Source organism: Acinetobacter sp. 479375 (assembly GCF_000581715.1).
Classification (GTDB): Bacteria; Pseudomonadota; Gammaproteobacteria; order Pseudomonadales; family Moraxellaceae; genus Acinetobacter; species Acinetobacter ursingii.
In genome coordinates this window covers 36,388-54,632 of the sequence record NZ_JEZN01000001.1, presented here as the reverse complement: position 1 = coordinate 54,632, position 18,245 = coordinate 36,388, and the positions used below count along the sequence as shown (strand labels likewise).

Here is an 18,245-nt window from a genome sequence, read left to right as displayed (position 1 = left end):
ATTGATTGTATTATGCCGAAATTTTTGAAGGGGTTGCTTGCGATAAGCCTTGCACCTATGTTCATGGTTGCTTGTACCACCTCCCCTCAAAAAACTGGAAAAGTCACACCTTCCACGGGACATCGTATTTATATTCCGCAGGAAAAAGTCATACTTGAACGTCCTGTTCCAGTGAAAACCGTTCCTGCCGCTTATCTGGCATGGTTAAGCATGGGTGATAATCGCTCTCGTGTTCAAGAATATGAACGTTTTCTTGAACGTAATAATGTCGCTAATGTTGTCCCTAATTTTGAATTATTAAAAACGGCACGGGACTGGCAAAAATGTGGCCGTTCACAATATGCAGTTCCCAATCGTGAACTCTGGAACAATGCCATCCCAACTTTACGCATTTTCAAAGCTTTAGTCGCTCAAAAAGTTCTTACCGATTTTGAGGTTACCTCGGTTTATCGGGATTTACCTTTAAACCAATGTGCAGGCGGAGCGAATTCTTCTCGACATTTATTTAATTCAGCAATCGATTTTCGCATCGGCCCTGAGTATCCACAGTCGCAAGATTACGCTTTCATTGAAAATACTAAATTTAAGTTATGTCAATTCTGGGCACAGCATGGACAAAGTCTGGATATGGGTATTGGCATCTATGCTTCAGGACAGATTCATATTGATACTCAAGGCTATCGAACTTGGGGCCCCGATCATAGTCGCAATAGTTCAATGTGTAATTATTAGGGTCTGTTGACATTTAAGGTTCATAATTTAACCTACAAGGGGAGCCATAAAAATATACAAGCTAATGCAACAGAACTTTCATAGTTTCGTTTCAACTTGTCATATCGAGTGGCTATTCCTCTAAATTGCTTTAACCTACAAAACATATTTTCTACTAAGTGCCTGATTTTATATAAATACCAATCCATATGATCATTGTTTGATTGGCTATTGGATTTTTTAGGTATATTCGCCTTTGTTCCAGTTGCTCTAATCTGCTCTCTTAATGGCTCTGAATCGTACCCTTTATCTGCACATACAATCTCTACCTCATTTAAATTAAGTTTTGAAATTAAATCAGGTGCGACCTTAACATCATGTGTGGTTCCATCAGTAATAATGAAATCAATAGGATTCCCGTTTGAATCTACAACTAAATGTATTTTGGAGGAGTTTCCTCCTACACTTTTAGAGATTGCCTGATCAGCTATACCCGCAGAATGTTGATGAGCACGAATATGAGAACCATCGATGAACAACCATTCCATATCTGTATTCAGTGATAATAATTTGAATATAGTAAGTAACTTACCACTACTACACCAACGATTAAAACGTTTGAAAATCGAGTTGGGTTGTCCAAAGCAAGTAGGGATATCACGCCAAGGGCACCCAGTTCTTATCCTATAAAGAATCGCTTCAATAAAATTTCTTAGAGTTGGGTTGTGATGAATGGATAAATTACGCAAAATAGCTTTCAACTTTTGCCAGTGTTGATCTGTTAACATGGTACGCGAGGCATAGCGAATAGTAGAATTGGGTTTGGTGATTTAATTTTACTACTTCGCTATTTTTTTAATCTAAAAGTGTCAACACGCCCTAAAAATATTTTTATTTTGTTTGAAAGAGACCATATGAGTCTCTTTTTTAATATTAGAGAGTGAAGTTTTGATTTTCCTGTCACTTAAAATTGCACATCGAATAGAAATGGTTAAAATGCTGCTATCTCAGTATAGGTAACACCCGTTATGCAACAGATGTGGACAGACATTGATCACTATATCGATTCACATTTAATTCCCGAAGATCCAAACCTGCAATTTGCACTGGAGAATACTGCTAATCAGGGATTCCCAGATCATTTGGCCGTTGCACCTAATCAGGGTATGCTTTTACAAATGTTGATTCAGATGAATCAGTGTAAACGTGTTTTGGAGCTAGGAACATTTGCGGCCTATAGTACAGTCTGGCTAGCGCGCACTTTACCTAAGGATGGTTATTTACTTACCATTGAAGGACGAGATACTCATGCAGCACTGGCACAACAAAATATTGATCATGCCAAATTCGAAGTGTCTGTTGAACTCAAAGTCGGACATGCCGCAGATATTTTGCGTGAAATAGACCCTACGACATTTGAACCATTTGATTTTATTTTTATCGATGCAGATAAACAAAGTTATCCTGAATATTTAGAATTAACGTTGAATCTTTCACATTCGGGTACGATTCTGGTACTGGATAATGTGATCCGTGCGGGTGATATTCTGGATGAAAATAATAAAAAACCAAGTATTGAAGGTATTCGTCAGACCTTTGAAGCTTTGCAGAATCATCCTCGAATTTTATCCTGTACCGCTTTACAAACAGTAGGCAGTAAAGGTCATGATGGCTTTGCAATTGCCATTGTAAAATGATGATCAAAAAATATTCTTAATTTATTTTTTATTTAAAAACAATAGCCTATTTTTATTTACATTGCTTGTCCATATAGTTATCCACAAGATTTGCGGATAACTATGGATAAGGCATTACATTATTTCGCGACCAAGAGTGGTACCGTCGCATTACGGAAAATCGAGGTGGCAATACTACCCAAAAAGAACTGGTGGATTTTACTGTGACTAAATGCACCTAGCACGATCATCTGAATGCCATGTTCACGTTGATATTCGAGTATATTTTCTGCCACATCGCCATAACGATAAACCGTGACCACCTCGATGCCCGCATGGCTTAAAAATTCTTCTGGATCTTTTAAGACTTGAGGATGATCACCCACATAGAGCAGATGACATTGTAAAGTTCTAAGCAAATCACTCTGCGCAATCCGATGCATCATTTTGACGCAAGTTGGAGAGTATTCATAAGCAAAAATAAAACGGGTCGGCGCTTTAAAAGTTTCACCGACGGTCATGACAGTACAATTTGCACCGCGAATAAAGTTTTCAACATTACTACCAATGGGTTTGTTTTTTTCTGCTGCACGCTCCCCCACGCGGCCGATCACCACGAAATCATCTTCTTTTAAAATACTAAAACTTTGTTCAAGGAAGTCCCCCTTTTCCTGAATCTTTGAACTGCTTAAACCATATTTTTCTTCTATCATTTCAGAAATATGTTTAAGTAAATTATTGCTATAGTCTAAAGCCAGTTCACTTTGTTTCTGCTCTAGCTCAGCAAGTTCTTTGAGCAGCATAGCATTACTCTCAAAACCAATGACACCACTAATTTCACCGAGATGATAACTGGCAGGATAGTAGTCAAGAATTTGTAATAACACCAGTTCCCGCTTGGTTTGTTTAGCCACCCAAGCGGCAGCTTCTGCAATTGCATTAATACAAGGTGAAGAATCAATACATGCAATAACACGACTCATAATAGCCTCTCTTCGTTAAGGTCTGATGCCTTGGAGATTTTGTTTGTTATTTTTAACTTAGCATAATTCGGCTAAAACTACGGTAATTTTTTATATGGTTTAAATTATTTTGTATATAAAACAATTAAATGATTAAAAAACCAGCTATTTTCTATTTTTAATCCAGCGTGCAGGATTCCCTGCAACAACATGATAAGCCTCTACATCTTTCGTCACCATACTATTCATACCCACAACTGCATGTTGCCCTATCGAAATGCCATCTTTGACACCGACATGCGCGCCAAGCCAGACATCCTGACCAATTTCAATGCCTTTGGAGGTCACAGGTTGCTGATAAATTGGACGATCCAACTCCATACCATGATCAAAAGCATAGAGATGACAATACGCGGCAATTCGTACTTGATCATGCAACACAATCCCTGCACGACCGCCATCCAATATACAATGATGGTTGATCGCGACTTCGTTGCCAATGCTTAAAGGCCCATGTAAGGTACAATCGGCTGCAATAAAGGTGTTATCACCAATGCTAATTTTGCGTCCAGGTTCCGCAAAGATATGTGCCAATGGAGAAATAAAACAGTTTTTCCCAATTTCAACGGTTTCCATTTCCATCAAATAGGTTTGATATTCCATCTGCCATGCTTCTGCCCATTCACGGTGTTTGGGTTTTAATGACCAATAAAGCCATGGCATATAGTTGAGTCGGTGCTTATGTTGCTCCCGATATTTCAGCAAACGTTCATAATTCATTTTCAGGCTCCACAATTTTTAATTGTTCTCGCCCACGGGTGATATCCTGAAGTTTTAATTTTAATGGGTCAATCTGATGAATCTGTAAAGCAGCTTCTACAATGACACCTTCAACCGTGTAATTTTCAGTATATTCCATTTGCTGATGCTTCAATTCATATTGAAGAATTGGCCATTCATTAAAATAACAAGAGAAAACAACCTGTTTTTTTTCAATGAGTTCTATTTTTTCTGCGAGTGTTAGGCATTGTCCTGCGCAGCCTCCATAGGCGCGTACTAAACCACCTGTTCCGAGTTTTACGCCACCAAACCAACGATTAACCAAAACTAAAACATTGGTCAGTTCATTGCCTTCTATGGTTGCCAAGATCGGTCGACCGGCTGTGCCAGAAGGTTCACCATCATCATTAAAGCGTACCTGATGCCCTATTTTCCAAGCCCAACACTGATGAGTCGTGCTGACATCTTTATAGCTTTCTAAAAAAGCTTTAACCTGTTCTTCGTTTTCAACAGGAGTTGCAAATGCCTGAAATCGACTTTTTTTGATTTCTTCTTCAAAACAAACCAGTTGTGCGATGGTAAAAGGCATAGCAGCAAAAAAGATCAATCATAAAATTTACATTATAGCCTGAATTAAAGTTGGTAATGACAAAAATCCCCGCAATAGCGGGGATTTAAGCATTTCTTCAATTCTTTATTACTATTTACTTACCGCTCTTTTAGCGATCCAATCAAGCGATAATATTTGCCACATCAGGAAGTTATACTGTAAAATCATCACCTAAATAGACTTTGCGAACTTGTTCATTTTCGAGAATATCCTGCGGAGAACCCTCTGCGATGACGGATCCCTCACTCACAATATAAGCATGCTCGCAAATTGCCAATGTTTCACGTACATTATGGTCCGTAATCAGAACACCAATCCCTCGTTCTTTAAGATTACGAATAATCTCTTTAATATCACCCACTGAAATAGGATCAACCCCCGCAAAAGGCTCATCCAGCAACATAAATTTTGGATCAGCCGCCAAAGCACGTGCAATTTCAGCACGGCGACGTTCTCCACCAGAAACACTCATTCCTAATGAATCCTTAATATGACCAATTTTAAAATCAGCCAATAATTCATTTAAACGTTGTTGACGCTGCTGCTTATTTAAATCCTTACGAGTTTCCAAAATTGCCATAATGTTTTCAGCAATTGTCAACTTTCTAAAAATAGAGGCTTCCTGTGGCAAATAACCAATGCCCTTTCTGGCACGTTCATGCATCGCCAAATGTGAAAGATCTTCATTATCTAAATGAATTTCCCCTTTATCCATTCGTACCAAACCAACAACCATATAAAAGCTTGTGGTTTTACCTGCACCATTTGGTCCAAGTAGCCCAACAATTTGACCGCTTTGCATCTGAAATGATACATCTTTCACGACCCAGCGTTTATTATAGTTTTTTGCCAAGTGTTTGATACAAAGGGTTTGTGGTTTTTGACGTGTTTGCTCCATTAATCACGTGCTCCCGGAAAACTTTTAGAACTTGATGGTGGAATAATCAGTTGAACACGATTTGAACTTGAACCTTGTGCTTCAATATCACCTTTATTCATACTATATTTTAAGCTATTGCCTCGAATGCTAGCTCCATCCTGAAATAAATAAGCATTGCCTGTTAAAGTAATAATGCCTGTATCTGCGTTATAAATAATTTTCTGTGCTTCACCACGCGCGACCCCTTTTTCAGCGCTAATCTGTTGCTGAAATTTGGATGGTCGACCATTGGCAGTAATGGTTTGAATTTCACGTTTGGAATTCAGTTGTGCAACAATCGAATCCGCCTGTAATTTCATAGTGCCCTGTTCGATCACCACATTTCCAGTATAGGTTGTAATGCCTGTTTTATCATTATAGGTGGCTTTGTCAGCGACCAATGAGATAGGTTGACTACGATCTGAAGGGAGCGCTAATGCAGATGCAGACATCACGGCAAAGATCGTGAAACCTGTTACTTGTTTCAGGAAAGTCGAACAAGAAATCGATTTAAGAGTTTGGTGCATACTTTCCTCGAATATTAAAAAATTCGTATTGGCTATTTTCCAGATCTGCTTTTAAACCATTGCTGACAAAAGAAGCCTGTGGTGATTGCACATCCACCTGATGTGTCGTTTCAATTTTTTTTGTTTTCGGATAGGTCGTCAGCTCATCCGTTCGAAAAACAATTTCACCTTGTTCAGCAATTCTTGTTGCAATAACATCACCTGAAAGAATAACCTTTTCGTTATCATCATAACCATTTGCAACTTTTGAAGAAAAAGTCGCATTCACTTGTCCATTCTCATACATTGATGCATGTAAATTTTCAAGTTTTGACGTTTGTTTCTGCATATCCTGTTCAAGTCGATCGACCTTTGCACGAATATACAAATGACCAAGATCGTTCGTCTGAGTCAAATTGATATCATTTGCTGTATAAGTCATATTGCGACTATCATCAGCGTCCAGTTTGTTCGCATTGCCACTGTAGTAATAATAGCCACCACTTACAGCTGCGATTGCAATCGCCACGATATATAAAACTCTAGTATCCATAAGCGGCGTAATATCACCTTTTTCTCTGGCTTAGAATATTAATGGGGTACAGTCAGATATTTTGCAAGAAGTTCTTCGTAAACTCCTTTTGCATTCAGTAACATATCACAGACTTCACGCACTGCTCCACGACCGCCCATCGCTTGAGTCACCAAATGAGCACGACGGCGTAGCTCGACATGGCCATTTGGAACAGTCACACACATTCCTGCAAGTGAAAAAGCCGATAAATCAGGCCAATCATCACCCATATATAAACAATCCGAAGGTGCTAAATTAAATTGCGCACATGCTTCACGCAACGCCACGCCTTTATCTTCACGCCCTTGAAAGATCAGATCGACGCCTAAATCAGACATCCTTTTTTCAACGATCTGACTTTTACGACCTGTAATGATAATGACTTTAAGGCCAGCTTGCTGAACCAGTTTCATCCCCAAACCATCACGAATATCAAAAGATTTGATTTCATCGCCACTATTGGTCAATGTCACAAATCCATCACTCAAGATACCGTCCACATCTAAAACCAGTGCCTGAATATGACGAGCTTGTTCAAGTAATGCATAAGATGCCATGAATTAATTTACCCCTGCCTGAATTAGGTCATGCATACTGATCACACCAATGACTTTATTTTGATCATCAACAACCACAAACTGACTAATTTTTTTAGCATTCAGTTGTTGTAATGCTTCTACTGCACGCGCTTCCTGAGAAATCGTCGCAGGATGCTCAATCATCACCGAAGACACAGGAAGTTTGACATCAAAACCTTGTTGCTTATCAATTAGACGACGTAAATCACCATCCGTAAAGATACCTAATAAATGATCTTGTTCATCAACAATGGTCGTCAAACCTAAACGTTTGTTTGAAATTTCGTAAAGGACCTGATTCATTGGGGTATCAGGAGATACTTTTGGAAGCTCCTCACCGGTATGCATTAAATGTTTTACATGTAAAAGTAAACGTTTACCTAAAGCACCTGCTGGATGCGAGCGAGCAAAGTCGTCGGCAGTAAAGCCTCGCGCTTCCAACAATGCAACCGCGAGCGCATCACCCAATACCAATGTCGCAGTGGTACTTGAGGTGGGTGCAAGCCCTAATGGACAAGCTTCGTTTGACTCACCCAAAGTTAAAGCTACATCTGCATTTTTTGGCATTGGACCTGTATCATCACGGCTAATGGTGATCAATGGTACTTCCAGATGTTTAATCAAAGGCATCAGCATCATGATCTCATCACTTTTGCCTGAATTGGAAATGGCAATCAGTACATCACCCCGTACTAACATTCCCAAGTCACCATGCCCCGCTTCACCAGGATGCATAAAAAACGAAGGTGTACCTGTGGAAGCAAAAGTGGCTGCCATTTTTCGACCAATATGACCAGATTTACCCATACCTGTCACGACTACACGACCCTGACACTGTAGAATAATTTCACAAGCCTGATCAAAACGATCGTCTATTTGGCTTGCCAATACATCTAAGGCATGTTGTTCTATCGCAATGGTTTCCAGTGCAATTTTCTTAAAATCGGTGGTACTGGTCATAAAATATGAGCTCAAACAATTCGCTACTGCCAAACCGACAATAGACTTTTTAACTAAAAAATTTGCGCTATTCTAGCACATCTCATTTCTTGTCACGTTTTTAAATGTACAAGTTTTCACTTACTTATAAAAATTATGGATAAACCTTTGTGAAATATGTGGCTTACGTTAAGATGTAACACTATTTTTGGTGAATGTTTTTAAGAGTCTTATGCAACCATTCGTTTTATATAACTCAGAGCAACGTAAAAAAGTTGAATTTGTCCCACGTGTTGATGGCCAGATAGATATCTATGTCTGCGGCATGACGGTGTATGACTACTGTCATATTGGACATGCTCGAGTCATGGTTGCTTTTGACTATATTATTCGTTTTCTGCGTAGTCAGGGCTGGAAAGTACGGTATATCCGTAATATCACCGATATTGACGATAAAATTATCAGTCGTGCCAATGAAAATGGTGAAACGATTCAGCAACTAACCGCGCGTTTTATCACTGCTATGAATGAAGATGCGGCTAGTCTCGGTTGTGCTGAACCTGATGAATCGCCAAAAGCCACCGAATACATCGACCAAATGCAAAATATGATTGGGACTTTGGTCGAAAATGGCAGCGCTTATCCTGCTGCCAATGGTGATGTTTATTATGAAGTCACTAAATTTGCTAAATATGGTCGCCTATCTGGACGTAAACTGGATGATATGCAAGCAGGAGCCAGTGAGCGTGTTGATGTCGAAGTCGAGAAAAAACATCCGTTTGACTTTGTGCTGTGGAAACATGCCAAAGCCAACGAACCGTCATGGCAATCCCCTTGGGGCAATGGTCGTCCAGGTTGGCATATTGAATGTTCAGCCATGTCAACTTGCTGCTTAGGCAATCACTTTGACATTCATGGTGGTGGATCAGACTTATTATTTCCACATCATGAAAATGAAATCGCGCAAAGCGAGGCTGCAACAGGCGAACAGTATGTGAATTATTGGATGCATGTTGGTTTTATCAATGTCGATGGCGAAAAGATGTCAAAGTCTTTGGGCAATTTCTTTACCATTCGTGATGTAATGGAAAAGTTTCATCCTGAAGTCATTCGCTATTTTATTGTATCTTCGCACTATCGTAGTCCTGTAAACTTTTCAGATACTGCGTTAAAAGAAGCAAAAACTGCACTCAGCCGTTTTTATCATGCATTTAAAGCTTATGAGCAGGTGTATGGTCAAACTCATTCTGAACAGTTAGATCATGAGTTTATAGAACGTTTTAACAGTGCGATGCGCGATGACTTTAATACGCCTGAAGCTATGGCAGTACTCTTTGAACTCAATCGTGAACTCAATCGAGCTGTGAAAGAACAACAAACTGAACTGGCTACTGTTTACTATGCAACTTTGCGCCATTTAACGACAATTCTGGGCTTGGTTCAGCACAATGTCGATGAATTCTTAAAATCAGATATTGGCCAACAAGCACTCAGCTTGAGTGACGATGAAATTGAAGTTTTGATTCAACAACGTCACGACGCAAAAAAAGCCAAAGATTTTGCCAAAGCCGATGGTATTCGCCAGTCTTTACTTGAAAAAGGTGTTGCACTAGAAGATACCCGTCAAGGAACTGTTTGGCGACGTGCTGATTAAATCGACAATTAAAATGCATGGATGTTGACAGTTAAATGAAACTGTCTATAATGCATCTCACATTGCGGGAATAGCTCAGTTGGTAGAGCACAACCTTGCCAAGGTTGGGGTCGCGAGTTCGAGTCTCGTTTCCCGCTCCAAAATTTTAAAAAGCCCTTATCAAAAGATGAGGGCTTTTTATTTGTCTATACTAAAATCATGCAGACTAAAGTAAAAAAACGGACTGATTAACAGTCCGTTTTTTCACGTAAAACCTGATTATTTTTTCAGTTTATAGGCAATTACATAATCCCCTACTGGTGTTTTCATAAAGTGATGTCCCCCCGCCATGATCACAATATATTGTTCTCCATTGATGGCATAAGTCATCGGTGTTGCTTGACCACCCGCAGGCAGATTTGCAGTCCAGACGAGTTTACCTGTACGGTTGTCCAAGGCGTGTAATTTATTATCTGTCGCAGCAGCAACAAATGTTAAACCACCCGCTGTAATAATTGGACCACCGTTATTTGGTGTACCAATATTAATTGGCAAGTAAGTTGGCAAACCAAACGGGCCATTGTGTTCAGCACTACCAAATGGGTGCTGCCAGAGCACTCTTTTGCTATGTAAATCAATAGCCGTAATCATGCCATAAGGTGGTTCGTTACAGAGGACTTGAGAAATTGGAGCATAAAATGGTGATACATTAATTCCATAAGGGGTATCAGCCATCGCACCATTTCCTTCAGCACCGCCACCACCTGATTTATAACTTGGGTCATCAATTGACTTTAAGCCCTGCTTATTGGCTTCTGTACGCGTAACCAATTTGTCGTACATTGGTGTCACATTCCAGTTTGCAATCATTAAGCCAGAATGAGGATTTACCGCTACACTGCCCCAATCACTTCCACCATTGTAGCCAGGGAATTCAATCCATGGTTTATCGATACTTGGGGGTGTAAATTCTCCAAGATAATTGGCCTGTTTAAATTTAATACGACACAGCATTTGATCAATTGGAGAAATTCCCCACATGGTTTTTTCCTGAAGATCAGGCAAACCTAAACGTGGAATCTCGACAGACCACGGTTGAGTTTTAGCACGTGGATCATTTGGTACAGCATGATAAGCCTTTGCATCGCTTGGTACAGGCGCTGGTCGTTCTTCAACTTTGGTTAAAGCTTTACCAGTAGCGCGATCAAGAATAAACGTCTGACCACGCTTGGTTGGCATAATTAATGCTGGAACTTTTTTTCCTGAAGCATCTGGATAATCCACCAATGTTGGCTGAGAGCCGATATCATAATCCCATACATCTTTATGTGCAGTCTGGAAGACCCATTTTTCACGTCCCGTATTTACATCGAGCGCAACAACTGCTGAAGACACACGATTTTCATTCGCACTGCGCATCGCACTGTAATAATCCGCAGCCGAGTTGCCTGTTGGAACATAAACCAATCCTAATTTTTCATCGCCAATCATGGCAGCCCATGAGTTTGGTGTACCGCGACTGTATTGCTCACCTGCTTTAGGTTCAGTGTTGTCATTTGGACGATTGACATCCCATGCCCATTTAAACTGACCTGAATCTGCATCATAGCCACGGATTACACCAGAAGGTGCCCATCGACGCTGTCCATCAAGAACCTGATGATTGACTACGATTACACCATTAATAATTGGTACAGGTGCAGTAACCGCAAGTTGACCAGGCACCCACTTACCAATACCTACAGATAAATCAGTTTGACCATGCTGACCAAAACCTTGACACGACTCACCTGTTTCAGCGTCAACTGCCAGCAAACGCATGTCTAAGGTACCAACAATAAGTTTGTTGTGACAAGCCTGTCCTTCGGGAATAGTTTTTGATTGATAAAAAGTGACTGCCTTACATGCAGCGGTATATGGAATATTTTCATATTTCACACCAGACTTGTGTTCCCAGATTTTTTTGCCTGAAGCTGCATCCAATTTAATAATATTATTGGTCGCACTACATAAATATACGGCATTACCCACTTTAATTGGCGTGGTTTCAGCAGCCCATTTATTGGTTTGACCTGCCTGAGGAACATCACCTGTCCGATACGTCCATGCCACCTCAAGTTTATTGACATTGTCTGGAGTAACTTGGTTAAGCGGTGAATAGCGGGTCGCATTTTCATCACGACCATAATATTGCCAGTCAGTGTCAGGTTGAATTGTTGTAGCATTTGATGAATTGGTGCTAAAAGACTGCGCTGAAATTTCCTCTCCAGAAACATAAGATGAATGGGGATAAAAAGCCAGACCGCCTGCAATAACAAAGCATAGAATAATAAAGCCAGTTAAACTATATGAAATTTTCTTACTCGCTCCTGAACCAATATTTGGCATAAGTAAGCTCATAAAAAATGCAAAAACAGCCACTATCGCGAGCCGAGGCACCCAGCCCCAGTAGCGTGTACCCGCTTCCCATATTGTCCAGATCAGAGTATAGAAGAAGAACAGCCAAAAAAGTTTTACACCTAATTGATCATTTTTAAGCAAATAAACACTAGAAGCGATTAAGATCACTCCACTGATGACGTAGTACCACGAACCTCCTAAATATGCTAAATAAATACCGCCAATGAATAATGTAAGGGCAAATAACAGTAAGATCACCGAAAATATTTTTACGGGTATACTGCTGTTTTTTCTATAGATGGAAGAATGAACCATAGCTTTAAACCTTATTAATTTTATTTAGTATGGGAGTCGCTATTACATCATTTTAAAAATTAAAAACGCTCATGGTATCGTTGCTTAAATGTGTTCTGAAACTTAAAATTTTCTTAAAAAATAAAATGACTTCAGCTATAACATAAAAATACTTTAATATTCAAAAGGTTAAATAAATTATCCAAAAATACTCATTTAAGCCTTCTATCTTATCTGCAATGAAATAGGATGACACAGGTCATAAATATGTTTTCGCAAAGTTTAATAGCCATCTTTCATCAGTTCTTTTTATTTCTTCCTTTGGAGGAAAAATAAAGAGAGTTCAAACAATTATGAAAGAAGTCTAATCATCCATTAAAATTATGATGTGAATAAAAAACCCCATCATTCAGATAGGGCTATTCGCTATTTTAATAAGGTTAACTGGCTTGTTGATAATAAGGTGTATCGCCATTTATGGTTGCGCGATGCATAATTCGATGTGCATCTCCATAATCAAACAATGCCTTATGCTGTGTACAGCGATTGTCCCAAATCGCGACATCACCTTCTTGCCATTGCCAGCGCAAATGAAATTGTTCCTGAGTGGATTTCTCAAATAAAAACTCTAGTAATTCATCACTTTCCTGTTGGCTTAACTCATTTATTCGGGTGGTAAAACCTTCGCTCACAAATAAAATCGGTTGTCCTGTCACAGGATGTGTTCTGACGACCGGATGAACAACAGGTGGATTACGTTTAAACGTTTGTAGCAGTTTTTCACGTTCTACCTCATTTGTTGCAAATCGTTGAATTGGGAAGGATTTTCGAATATCGTGAGTTGCCGTTAATCCTCTCAGCTTATGCTGCACTTCTATATCAAGTGCCGCAAATGCAGCAACACCGCTTGACCATAGCGTATCACCGCCTGTTGCAGGAATTTTGATGGCTTGCAGTACGCAGCCTAATGGCGGAGTTTGACTAAAAGTGACATCGGTATGCCAAAGCTCGTTATCGCGCAAATCCTGTTGCCAACTATCCAAAACTAACACTTCAGGTACACCTTCAATGGAAGGATAAATCGGATGGATATGCAAAGAGCCAAAACTACGTGCCAATGCTGCCTGAGCTTGTGGCGCTAATTGCTGCTCACGAAAAAAGATCACATGATGTTTCAATAAAGCCTGTTGAATTTCAGTGGTGTGCTGTTTGTTCAAATGATTTAAATCAACACCAGTAATGATTGCGCCAATGGCTGGTTTGATTGTTTCGATAATTAAACTCATTTTATCGCCTATATTCTATAACTGCTGGCCATACCAAGGAGATAATTGCTGTTGTAGCCAACGTAAAAATAATTCAAAACTGACCGCAACCACAGCAATCACGATAATCCCTAAAATCACCGTATCAGTAATTAAAAATTGCGCAGCTGATTGCACCATAAAGCCAATGCCACGATCAGCTGCCACCAATTCTGCTGCGACCAATGTTGACCAACCCACACCTAAACCAATTCTGATCCCTGTTAAAATATGAGGTAATGCCGTGGGCAAAATCACGTTCCAAAACACTTGTGCCTGTGTTGCACCGAGTGATAAAGCAGCACGTTCACGATTCAGCTGATGACTGATCACGCCATGTGTACTACTGATAATCACGGGTGCCAAAATCGAGAAAAAAATCAGCAAAATTTTAGTAGTTTCGCCAATACCAAACCAAATGACGAGTAATGGTAAATATGCCAAAGGTGGGATAGGTCGTAATAATTCAACCAATGGATCAAGCACCGCTCGCGCATATTTATTCAGCCCCATCCATAATCCAACGGGAACACCAATTGCAATCGCAGCAAGCAACGCAAATAAAACTCTAGAAATACTGGCCGCTAAATGTTGCCAAAGTGTGGCTTTCATAAATCCCTGCTGACTGACTTCCAAAAATTTTTGCCAGACTGCTTGGGGACTCGGTAAAAATAATGCAGGTACAAGATGTAAAGCAGAAATCAAAAACCACAGCAATAACACACTAAAAACACTTAGCGCACTTAATGCCAGACGATGATGTCGAGTGAACCACACGCGAAAATTTCCGAAAGAACGCTGTGTTAGACGTGCTGTCGTATTACTCTTTGCGATCTGATTTTTGTAACTGACCGACTCAGTTCGACTATTCATGTCAACACCTCATGGCTAGGTTGTTTTCGTTGTTGCTTTTGTTCGCGTAGTCGCTCAAACAACTGTTCCCGCAAAGCGATAAATTCAGGATCAGATTTAATCGAACGAATCGACTCTCCTGCCCGATAACGCTCCGCAAAATTTAAATGCAATGTCTGCACAATTTTTCCAGGATGAGCGGTCATCAACACCAATTGCTGGCTCAGTAATAAGGCTTCTTCAATATCATGCGTAATCAGGAAAAAGCCCTTATTTTGCTGAATCCATAAATCCAAAACCAGTTGTTGCATCGTTTCACGTGTAAAGGCATCCAGCGCTGCAAAAGGTTCATCCAATAGAATAAAAGGCGCATGACTGACCAAAGCACGCGCGATACCCACACGCTGCTTCATACCGCCTGAAAGCTCCCAGATATTGCCTTTGGCAACATGAGACAGCCCCACAATGTTTAAAATCGAGGCCACTTGTTGTTCGATTTCGCTTTCCCTTAACCCTTTAAGCTCCAAAGCGAAACCAACATTTTGCTCGACATTGAGCCACGGCAATAAGGCATGATCCTGAAATACCACCGCACGGCGTGCATCAGGGCCGTTCAAAACTTCATCATCAATTTTGACTTGGCCTGTATCTACTTTTTGGAAGCCCGCCAAAATATTGAGCAATGTGGTTTTACCGCAGCCAGATTCCCCCAAAATTACATTCAAAGAGCCCGATTCGATCGAGAGATTGACATCCTGCAAAACAGGTAATGATTGCTTTGGAAACTGTAATTGCACGTGTTCAGCTTTCAAGATACTCATGGCACACTCCAATTATTGCAAAAAGGCGGTCGTGACATTTTCGGCATAACTTGCTTTAACTTGATCGACCTTGCCCTGACTTTTCAAAAAAGTCGCTGTATCGAAAATATTTTTAGCAAACTCGCCTGATAATGTTTTTTGTTGCAGTTCGAGATTGAGATAATCATTTCCTGACAATAACAATGGAATATCTTTTGGATCTGAACCTGTCAGTTTGGCAATCTTGTCGATATTTGCTTGATCTTGCACAAATGCTTGCGGATTTTGCTGATAAGCATCGATTTGTTTCAGTGTGGTTTTAACAAAAGATTTGATGAAATCTGGATTCTTTTCTGCAAAGTCTTTACGCACGACCCATAGGTCATAAGTCGGCGCACCCCATTCCCCCACTTGTTTAGAGTCAGTAAGTACCTTCCCTGTTGCTTTGGCTTTACTTAAAGCGGGTTCCCAGACATAAGTAGCGTCAATATCGCCACGTTCCCAAGCCGCGGCAATTTCTGGTGGGCGCAAATTAATAATTTTGACCTGATTTTCAGAAATTCCCCAATGTTTCAGCGCAGACAATAAACTGTAATGGGTGGTTGAAACAAAAGGCACTGCAATGGTTTTACCTATTAAATCCTGTGGCGACTGAATATTAGATTTTTGACTGACCACCAATGCCTCTGATCCACCCAATTTTGCAGTAATTAAAAATACTTCAATAGGGACATTTCGGCTTGCTGCCGCAGCCAAGGGACTTGATCCAATATTTCCAATCACCACATCGCCTGAAGCCAACGCATTGACGACATCTGAACCCGCATCAAATTTTTTCCATTGAATGTGCTGATTGCTGTCTTTTTCATAATCACCGTTTGCCTGTGCAACTTTGCTCGGATCTACACCTGTTTGGTAGGCAACAATCACCGATTGACCACCGACAGTTTGTGCAGCAGGTGTTTGATCTTGACCTTTACGATTTTGATAAATAATAAATGTAACAATCGCCACAAGGACGATTGCTGTAATCCATAAAGGTTTAGAATTTTTCTTACTCATAACATTTGATAAAAGTCGCTATTGTTATCAATGGTATGGCACTCCACTTTATAATTTAAAATAATAAAAAATGGATTACTTATGAATATTTTTAAAATATAAATTATAAAAATTGCTCGATTCAATCATTCTTCCCAAGCTTATAAAATGTCTATAAAGTGCTTGGATAAATTGATAAAAATACAGATAGCAGACAAATCATGTCGCACTACCCTAGTGCTTTCAATATTTTTTTGGCATGATGCAAAGTAGATCTCTCAAGAACAGTTATAAATGGAACAAATGCGTTGGATGGAGCTGCTTTCAGCAGTTCGTTTAGGTAGTAAAAAAAGTACAACAGAACTGGGACGAAGCCCTTTTCATAAAGATTATGATCGCATCATATTTTCACAAAGTTTTCGTCAGCTTAATCGTAAAACGCAGGTTCATCCTTTCGCACTCCAAGATGGTATCCATACTCGTTTAACCCATTCCCTTGAAGTGTCTTGCATCGGGCGGTCGCTCGGCATGATGACCGCTGAAAAAATTAAGGATGATTTACCCGCATGGATTTCACCATCCGATGTTGGGGCCATTATTCAGGCAGCATGTCTCGCCCACGATATTGGCAACCCGCCCTATGGACATGCAGGTGAATATGCGATTCGCGAATGGTTTGACGATGCTTCACATAACGATTTCCTAAAAGAACTTAGCCCTGAAGAAGAAGCTGATGTGCGCCAGTTTGAAGGCAATGCACAAGGTTTACGCTTATTAACACGTATTGATTATCATCCTGATGATGGCGGTATGCGCCTGACTCACGCCACGTTAGGTGCTTATTTAAAATATCCGTGGTTGTCTAAAACCATTGAGTCACAAGGCGACCGTCCTTCCAACCAACGTGCAAAATTTGGTTGCTATCAGACTGAAAAAGAAATTTTGGTCGAAATTGCTGATCAGCTTGGACTGATTCAATTGGGTGAATATCATTATTGTCGTCATCCTCTGACTTATTTGCTCGAAGCAGCAGATGACATGTGTTATGCGCTGATTGATCTGGAAGATGGTATTATTTTAAATATGCTGACTTATGAAGAAGTTGAGCCTATTTTTCTAAATTTAATTGCAGATTATGGGATTCCTGACGAATTGGGTCAACGTAATACCACTTGGCAACAAAAAATTGCCGCTTTGCGCGGACGAGTCATGAAACGTCTGGTTGCTGAGGTTTCCAGTGCCTTTGCCCGACATCATGTTGAAATATTATCAGGACAATTACAAGGAACACTTTTAGAATATTGCCCTGCGGATATTGGCGTGGGAATCGAAAAAGCCAAAGATTTGGCGCGTAATAAAATTTTTGAGCATCGGCAAAAGTCTGATCTAGAAATTATTGCACATAGTAGTTTGCAATCGATTCTGGATGCATTTATTCCATTGTCCGTACCGCAAAAAACTTTGAGTTTTAAAGAAAAACGACTGATGTCCATTTTGCAGCAATTTGGTGCCAATTTTCAGGACAATCACTACCAAAATATTATGCAAATATTGGATATCATTAGTAAATTCTCAGATCACCAAGCTTATGATCTCGCTCAGGTACTACAAGGTCGTCGTGCCAGTTTTATGTAATGTCGGGATGATTTCGGACATCTAATTTTTA

At 40.0% G+C, this 18,245-nt stretch carries 18 protein-coding genes and 1 tRNA gene; 5 read left to right on the top strand and 14 right to left on the bottom strand.

The window, feature by feature from the left end; all coding sequences use genetic code 11:
• Positions 1–12 precede the first annotated feature (12 nt).
• On the top strand, positions 13–732 hold the full coding sequence (locus J500_RS00295) for a D-Ala-D-Ala carboxypeptidase family metallohydrolase (protein WP_004996854.1): 720 nt from the start codon (positions 13–15) through the stop codon (positions 730–732).
• Positions 733–764: 32 nt separating this feature from the next.
• On the opposite strand, the gene J500_RS00290 is transcribed toward J500_RS00295, so the two are convergent.
• Positions 765–1,499, bottom strand: coding sequence for an IS5 family transposase (locus J500_RS00290; RefSeq protein ID WP_004996851.1), 735 nt, complete (start codon positions 1,497–1,499; stop codon positions 765–767).
• Between the two features lie 240 nt (positions 1,500–1,739).
• On the opposite strand from J500_RS00290, the gene J500_RS00285 reads away from it, so the two are divergent.
• Positions 1,740–2,408: an O-methyltransferase gene (locus tag J500_RS00285; protein ID WP_004996850.1), complete on the top strand. Its 669-nt coding sequence runs from the start codon at positions 1,740–1,742 to the stop codon at positions 2,406–2,408.
• A gap of 119 nt (positions 2,409–2,527) precedes the next feature.
• Here J500_RS00285 and J500_RS00280 read toward each other — a convergent pair whose 3' ends face one another.
• The 8 genes from J500_RS00280 to J500_RS00245 form a co-directional block, all read right to left on the bottom strand.
• Positions 2,528–3,370: a universal stress protein gene (locus J500_RS00280; RefSeq protein ID WP_004996847.1), complete on the bottom strand. Its 843-nt coding sequence runs from the start codon at positions 3,368–3,370 to the stop codon at positions 2,528–2,530.
• A gap of 144 nt (positions 3,371–3,514) precedes the next feature.
• The gene (locus J500_RS00275; protein WP_004996844.1) at positions 3,515–4,129 is read right to left on the bottom strand and encodes a chloramphenicol acetyltransferase CAT; all 615 of its coding nucleotides are present in this window, start codon (positions 4,127–4,129) and stop codon (positions 3,515–3,517) included.
• Entirely contained in the window at positions 4,119–4,718 is a 600-nt protein-coding gene (locus J500_RS00270) for an IMPACT family protein (RefSeq protein WP_004996842.1), read from the bottom strand. Before J500_RS00270 ends, J500_RS00275 begins: the two co-directional genes overlap by 11 nt.
• Before the next feature lie 172 nt (positions 4,719–4,890).
• Positions 4,891–5,637 (bottom strand): LPS export ABC transporter ATP-binding protein, encoded by a 747-nt coding sequence (gene lptB / locus J500_RS00265; protein WP_004986798.1) that lies wholly within the window; start codon positions 5,635–5,637, stop codon positions 4,891–4,893.
• Positions 5,637–6,185 carry a lipopolysaccharide transport periplasmic protein LptA gene (gene lptA, locus J500_RS00260; protein WP_004986800.1) on the bottom strand — a complete coding sequence of 183 codons (549 nt, stop codon included), beginning with the start codon at positions 6,183–6,185 and terminating at the stop codon, positions 5,637–5,639. Before lptA ends, lptB begins: the two co-directional genes overlap by 1 nt.
• Positions 6,169–6,717, bottom strand: coding sequence for an LPS export ABC transporter periplasmic protein LptC (gene lptC / locus J500_RS00255; protein ID WP_004996841.1), 549 nt, complete (start codon positions 6,715–6,717; stop codon positions 6,169–6,171). Before lptC ends, lptA begins: the two co-directional genes overlap by 17 nt.
• A 38-nt stretch (positions 6,718–6,755) precedes the next feature.
• Positions 6,756–7,295, bottom strand: a complete 540-nt coding sequence (locus J500_RS00250; protein ID WP_004986805.1) for a KdsC family phosphatase — start codon at positions 7,293–7,295, stop codon at positions 6,756–6,758.
• Between the two features lie 3 nt (positions 7,296–7,298).
• Positions 7,299–8,276: a KpsF/GutQ family sugar-phosphate isomerase gene (locus J500_RS00245; RefSeq protein ID WP_004996840.1), complete on the bottom strand. Its 978-nt coding sequence runs from the start codon at positions 8,274–8,276 to the stop codon at positions 7,299–7,301.
• Between the two features lie 211 nt (positions 8,277–8,487).
• Here J500_RS00245 and cysS point away from each other — a divergent pair, with 211 nt between their 5' ends.
• Together cysS and J500_RS00235 are read left to right on the top strand one after the other, a co-directional pair.
• The gene (cysS, locus tag J500_RS00240; RefSeq protein ID WP_004996839.1) at positions 8,488–9,909 is read left to right on the top strand and encodes a cysteine--tRNA ligase; all 1,422 of its coding nucleotides are present in this window, start codon (positions 8,488–8,490) and stop codon (positions 9,907–9,909) included.
• A 64-nt stretch (positions 9,910–9,973) separates the two neighbouring features.
• Positions 9,974–10,049, top strand: a tRNA-Gly gene (locus J500_RS00235).
• A 118-nt stretch (positions 10,050–10,167) separates the two neighbouring features.
• Here the strand turns inward: J500_RS00235 and J500_RS00230 are convergent.
• The 5 genes from J500_RS00230 to tauA form a co-directional block, all read right to left on the bottom strand.
• The gene (locus J500_RS00230; protein ID WP_004996836.1) at positions 10,168–12,603 is read right to left on the bottom strand and encodes a membrane-bound PQQ-dependent dehydrogenase, glucose/quinate/shikimate family; all 2,436 of its coding nucleotides are present in this window, start codon (positions 12,601–12,603) and stop codon (positions 10,168–10,170) included.
• 419 nt (positions 12,604–13,022) lie between these two features.
• Positions 13,023–13,868: a taurine dioxygenase gene (gene tauD, locus J500_RS00225; protein WP_004996834.1), complete on the bottom strand. Its 846-nt coding sequence runs from the start codon at positions 13,866–13,868 to the stop codon at positions 13,023–13,025.
• Between the two features lie 15 nt (positions 13,869–13,883).
• Entirely contained in the window at positions 13,884–14,759 is an 876-nt protein-coding gene (gene tauC / locus J500_RS00220; protein ID WP_004996832.1) for a taurine ABC transporter permease TauC, read from the bottom strand.
• Complete coding sequence (locus tag J500_RS00215) at positions 14,756–15,559, bottom strand: taurine ABC transporter ATP-binding protein (protein ID WP_004996830.1); 804 nt, start codon at positions 15,557–15,559, stop codon at positions 14,756–14,758. The genes tauC and J500_RS00215 overlap by 4 nt, the downstream gene beginning before the upstream one ends.
• A gap of 12 nt (positions 15,560–15,571) precedes the next feature.
• Positions 15,572–16,600 (bottom strand): taurine ABC transporter substrate-binding protein, encoded by a 1,029-nt coding sequence (tauA, locus tag J500_RS00210; protein WP_004996823.1) that lies wholly within the window; start codon positions 16,598–16,600, stop codon positions 15,572–15,574.
• Between the two features lie 273 nt (positions 16,601–16,873).
• Here tauA and J500_RS00205 point away from each other — a divergent pair, with 273 nt between their 5' ends.
• Positions 16,874–18,214 (top strand): deoxyguanosinetriphosphate triphosphohydrolase, encoded by a 1,341-nt coding sequence (locus J500_RS00205; RefSeq protein WP_004996822.1) that lies wholly within the window; start codon positions 16,874–16,876, stop codon positions 18,212–18,214.
• Positions 18,215–18,245 lie beyond the last annotated feature (31 nt).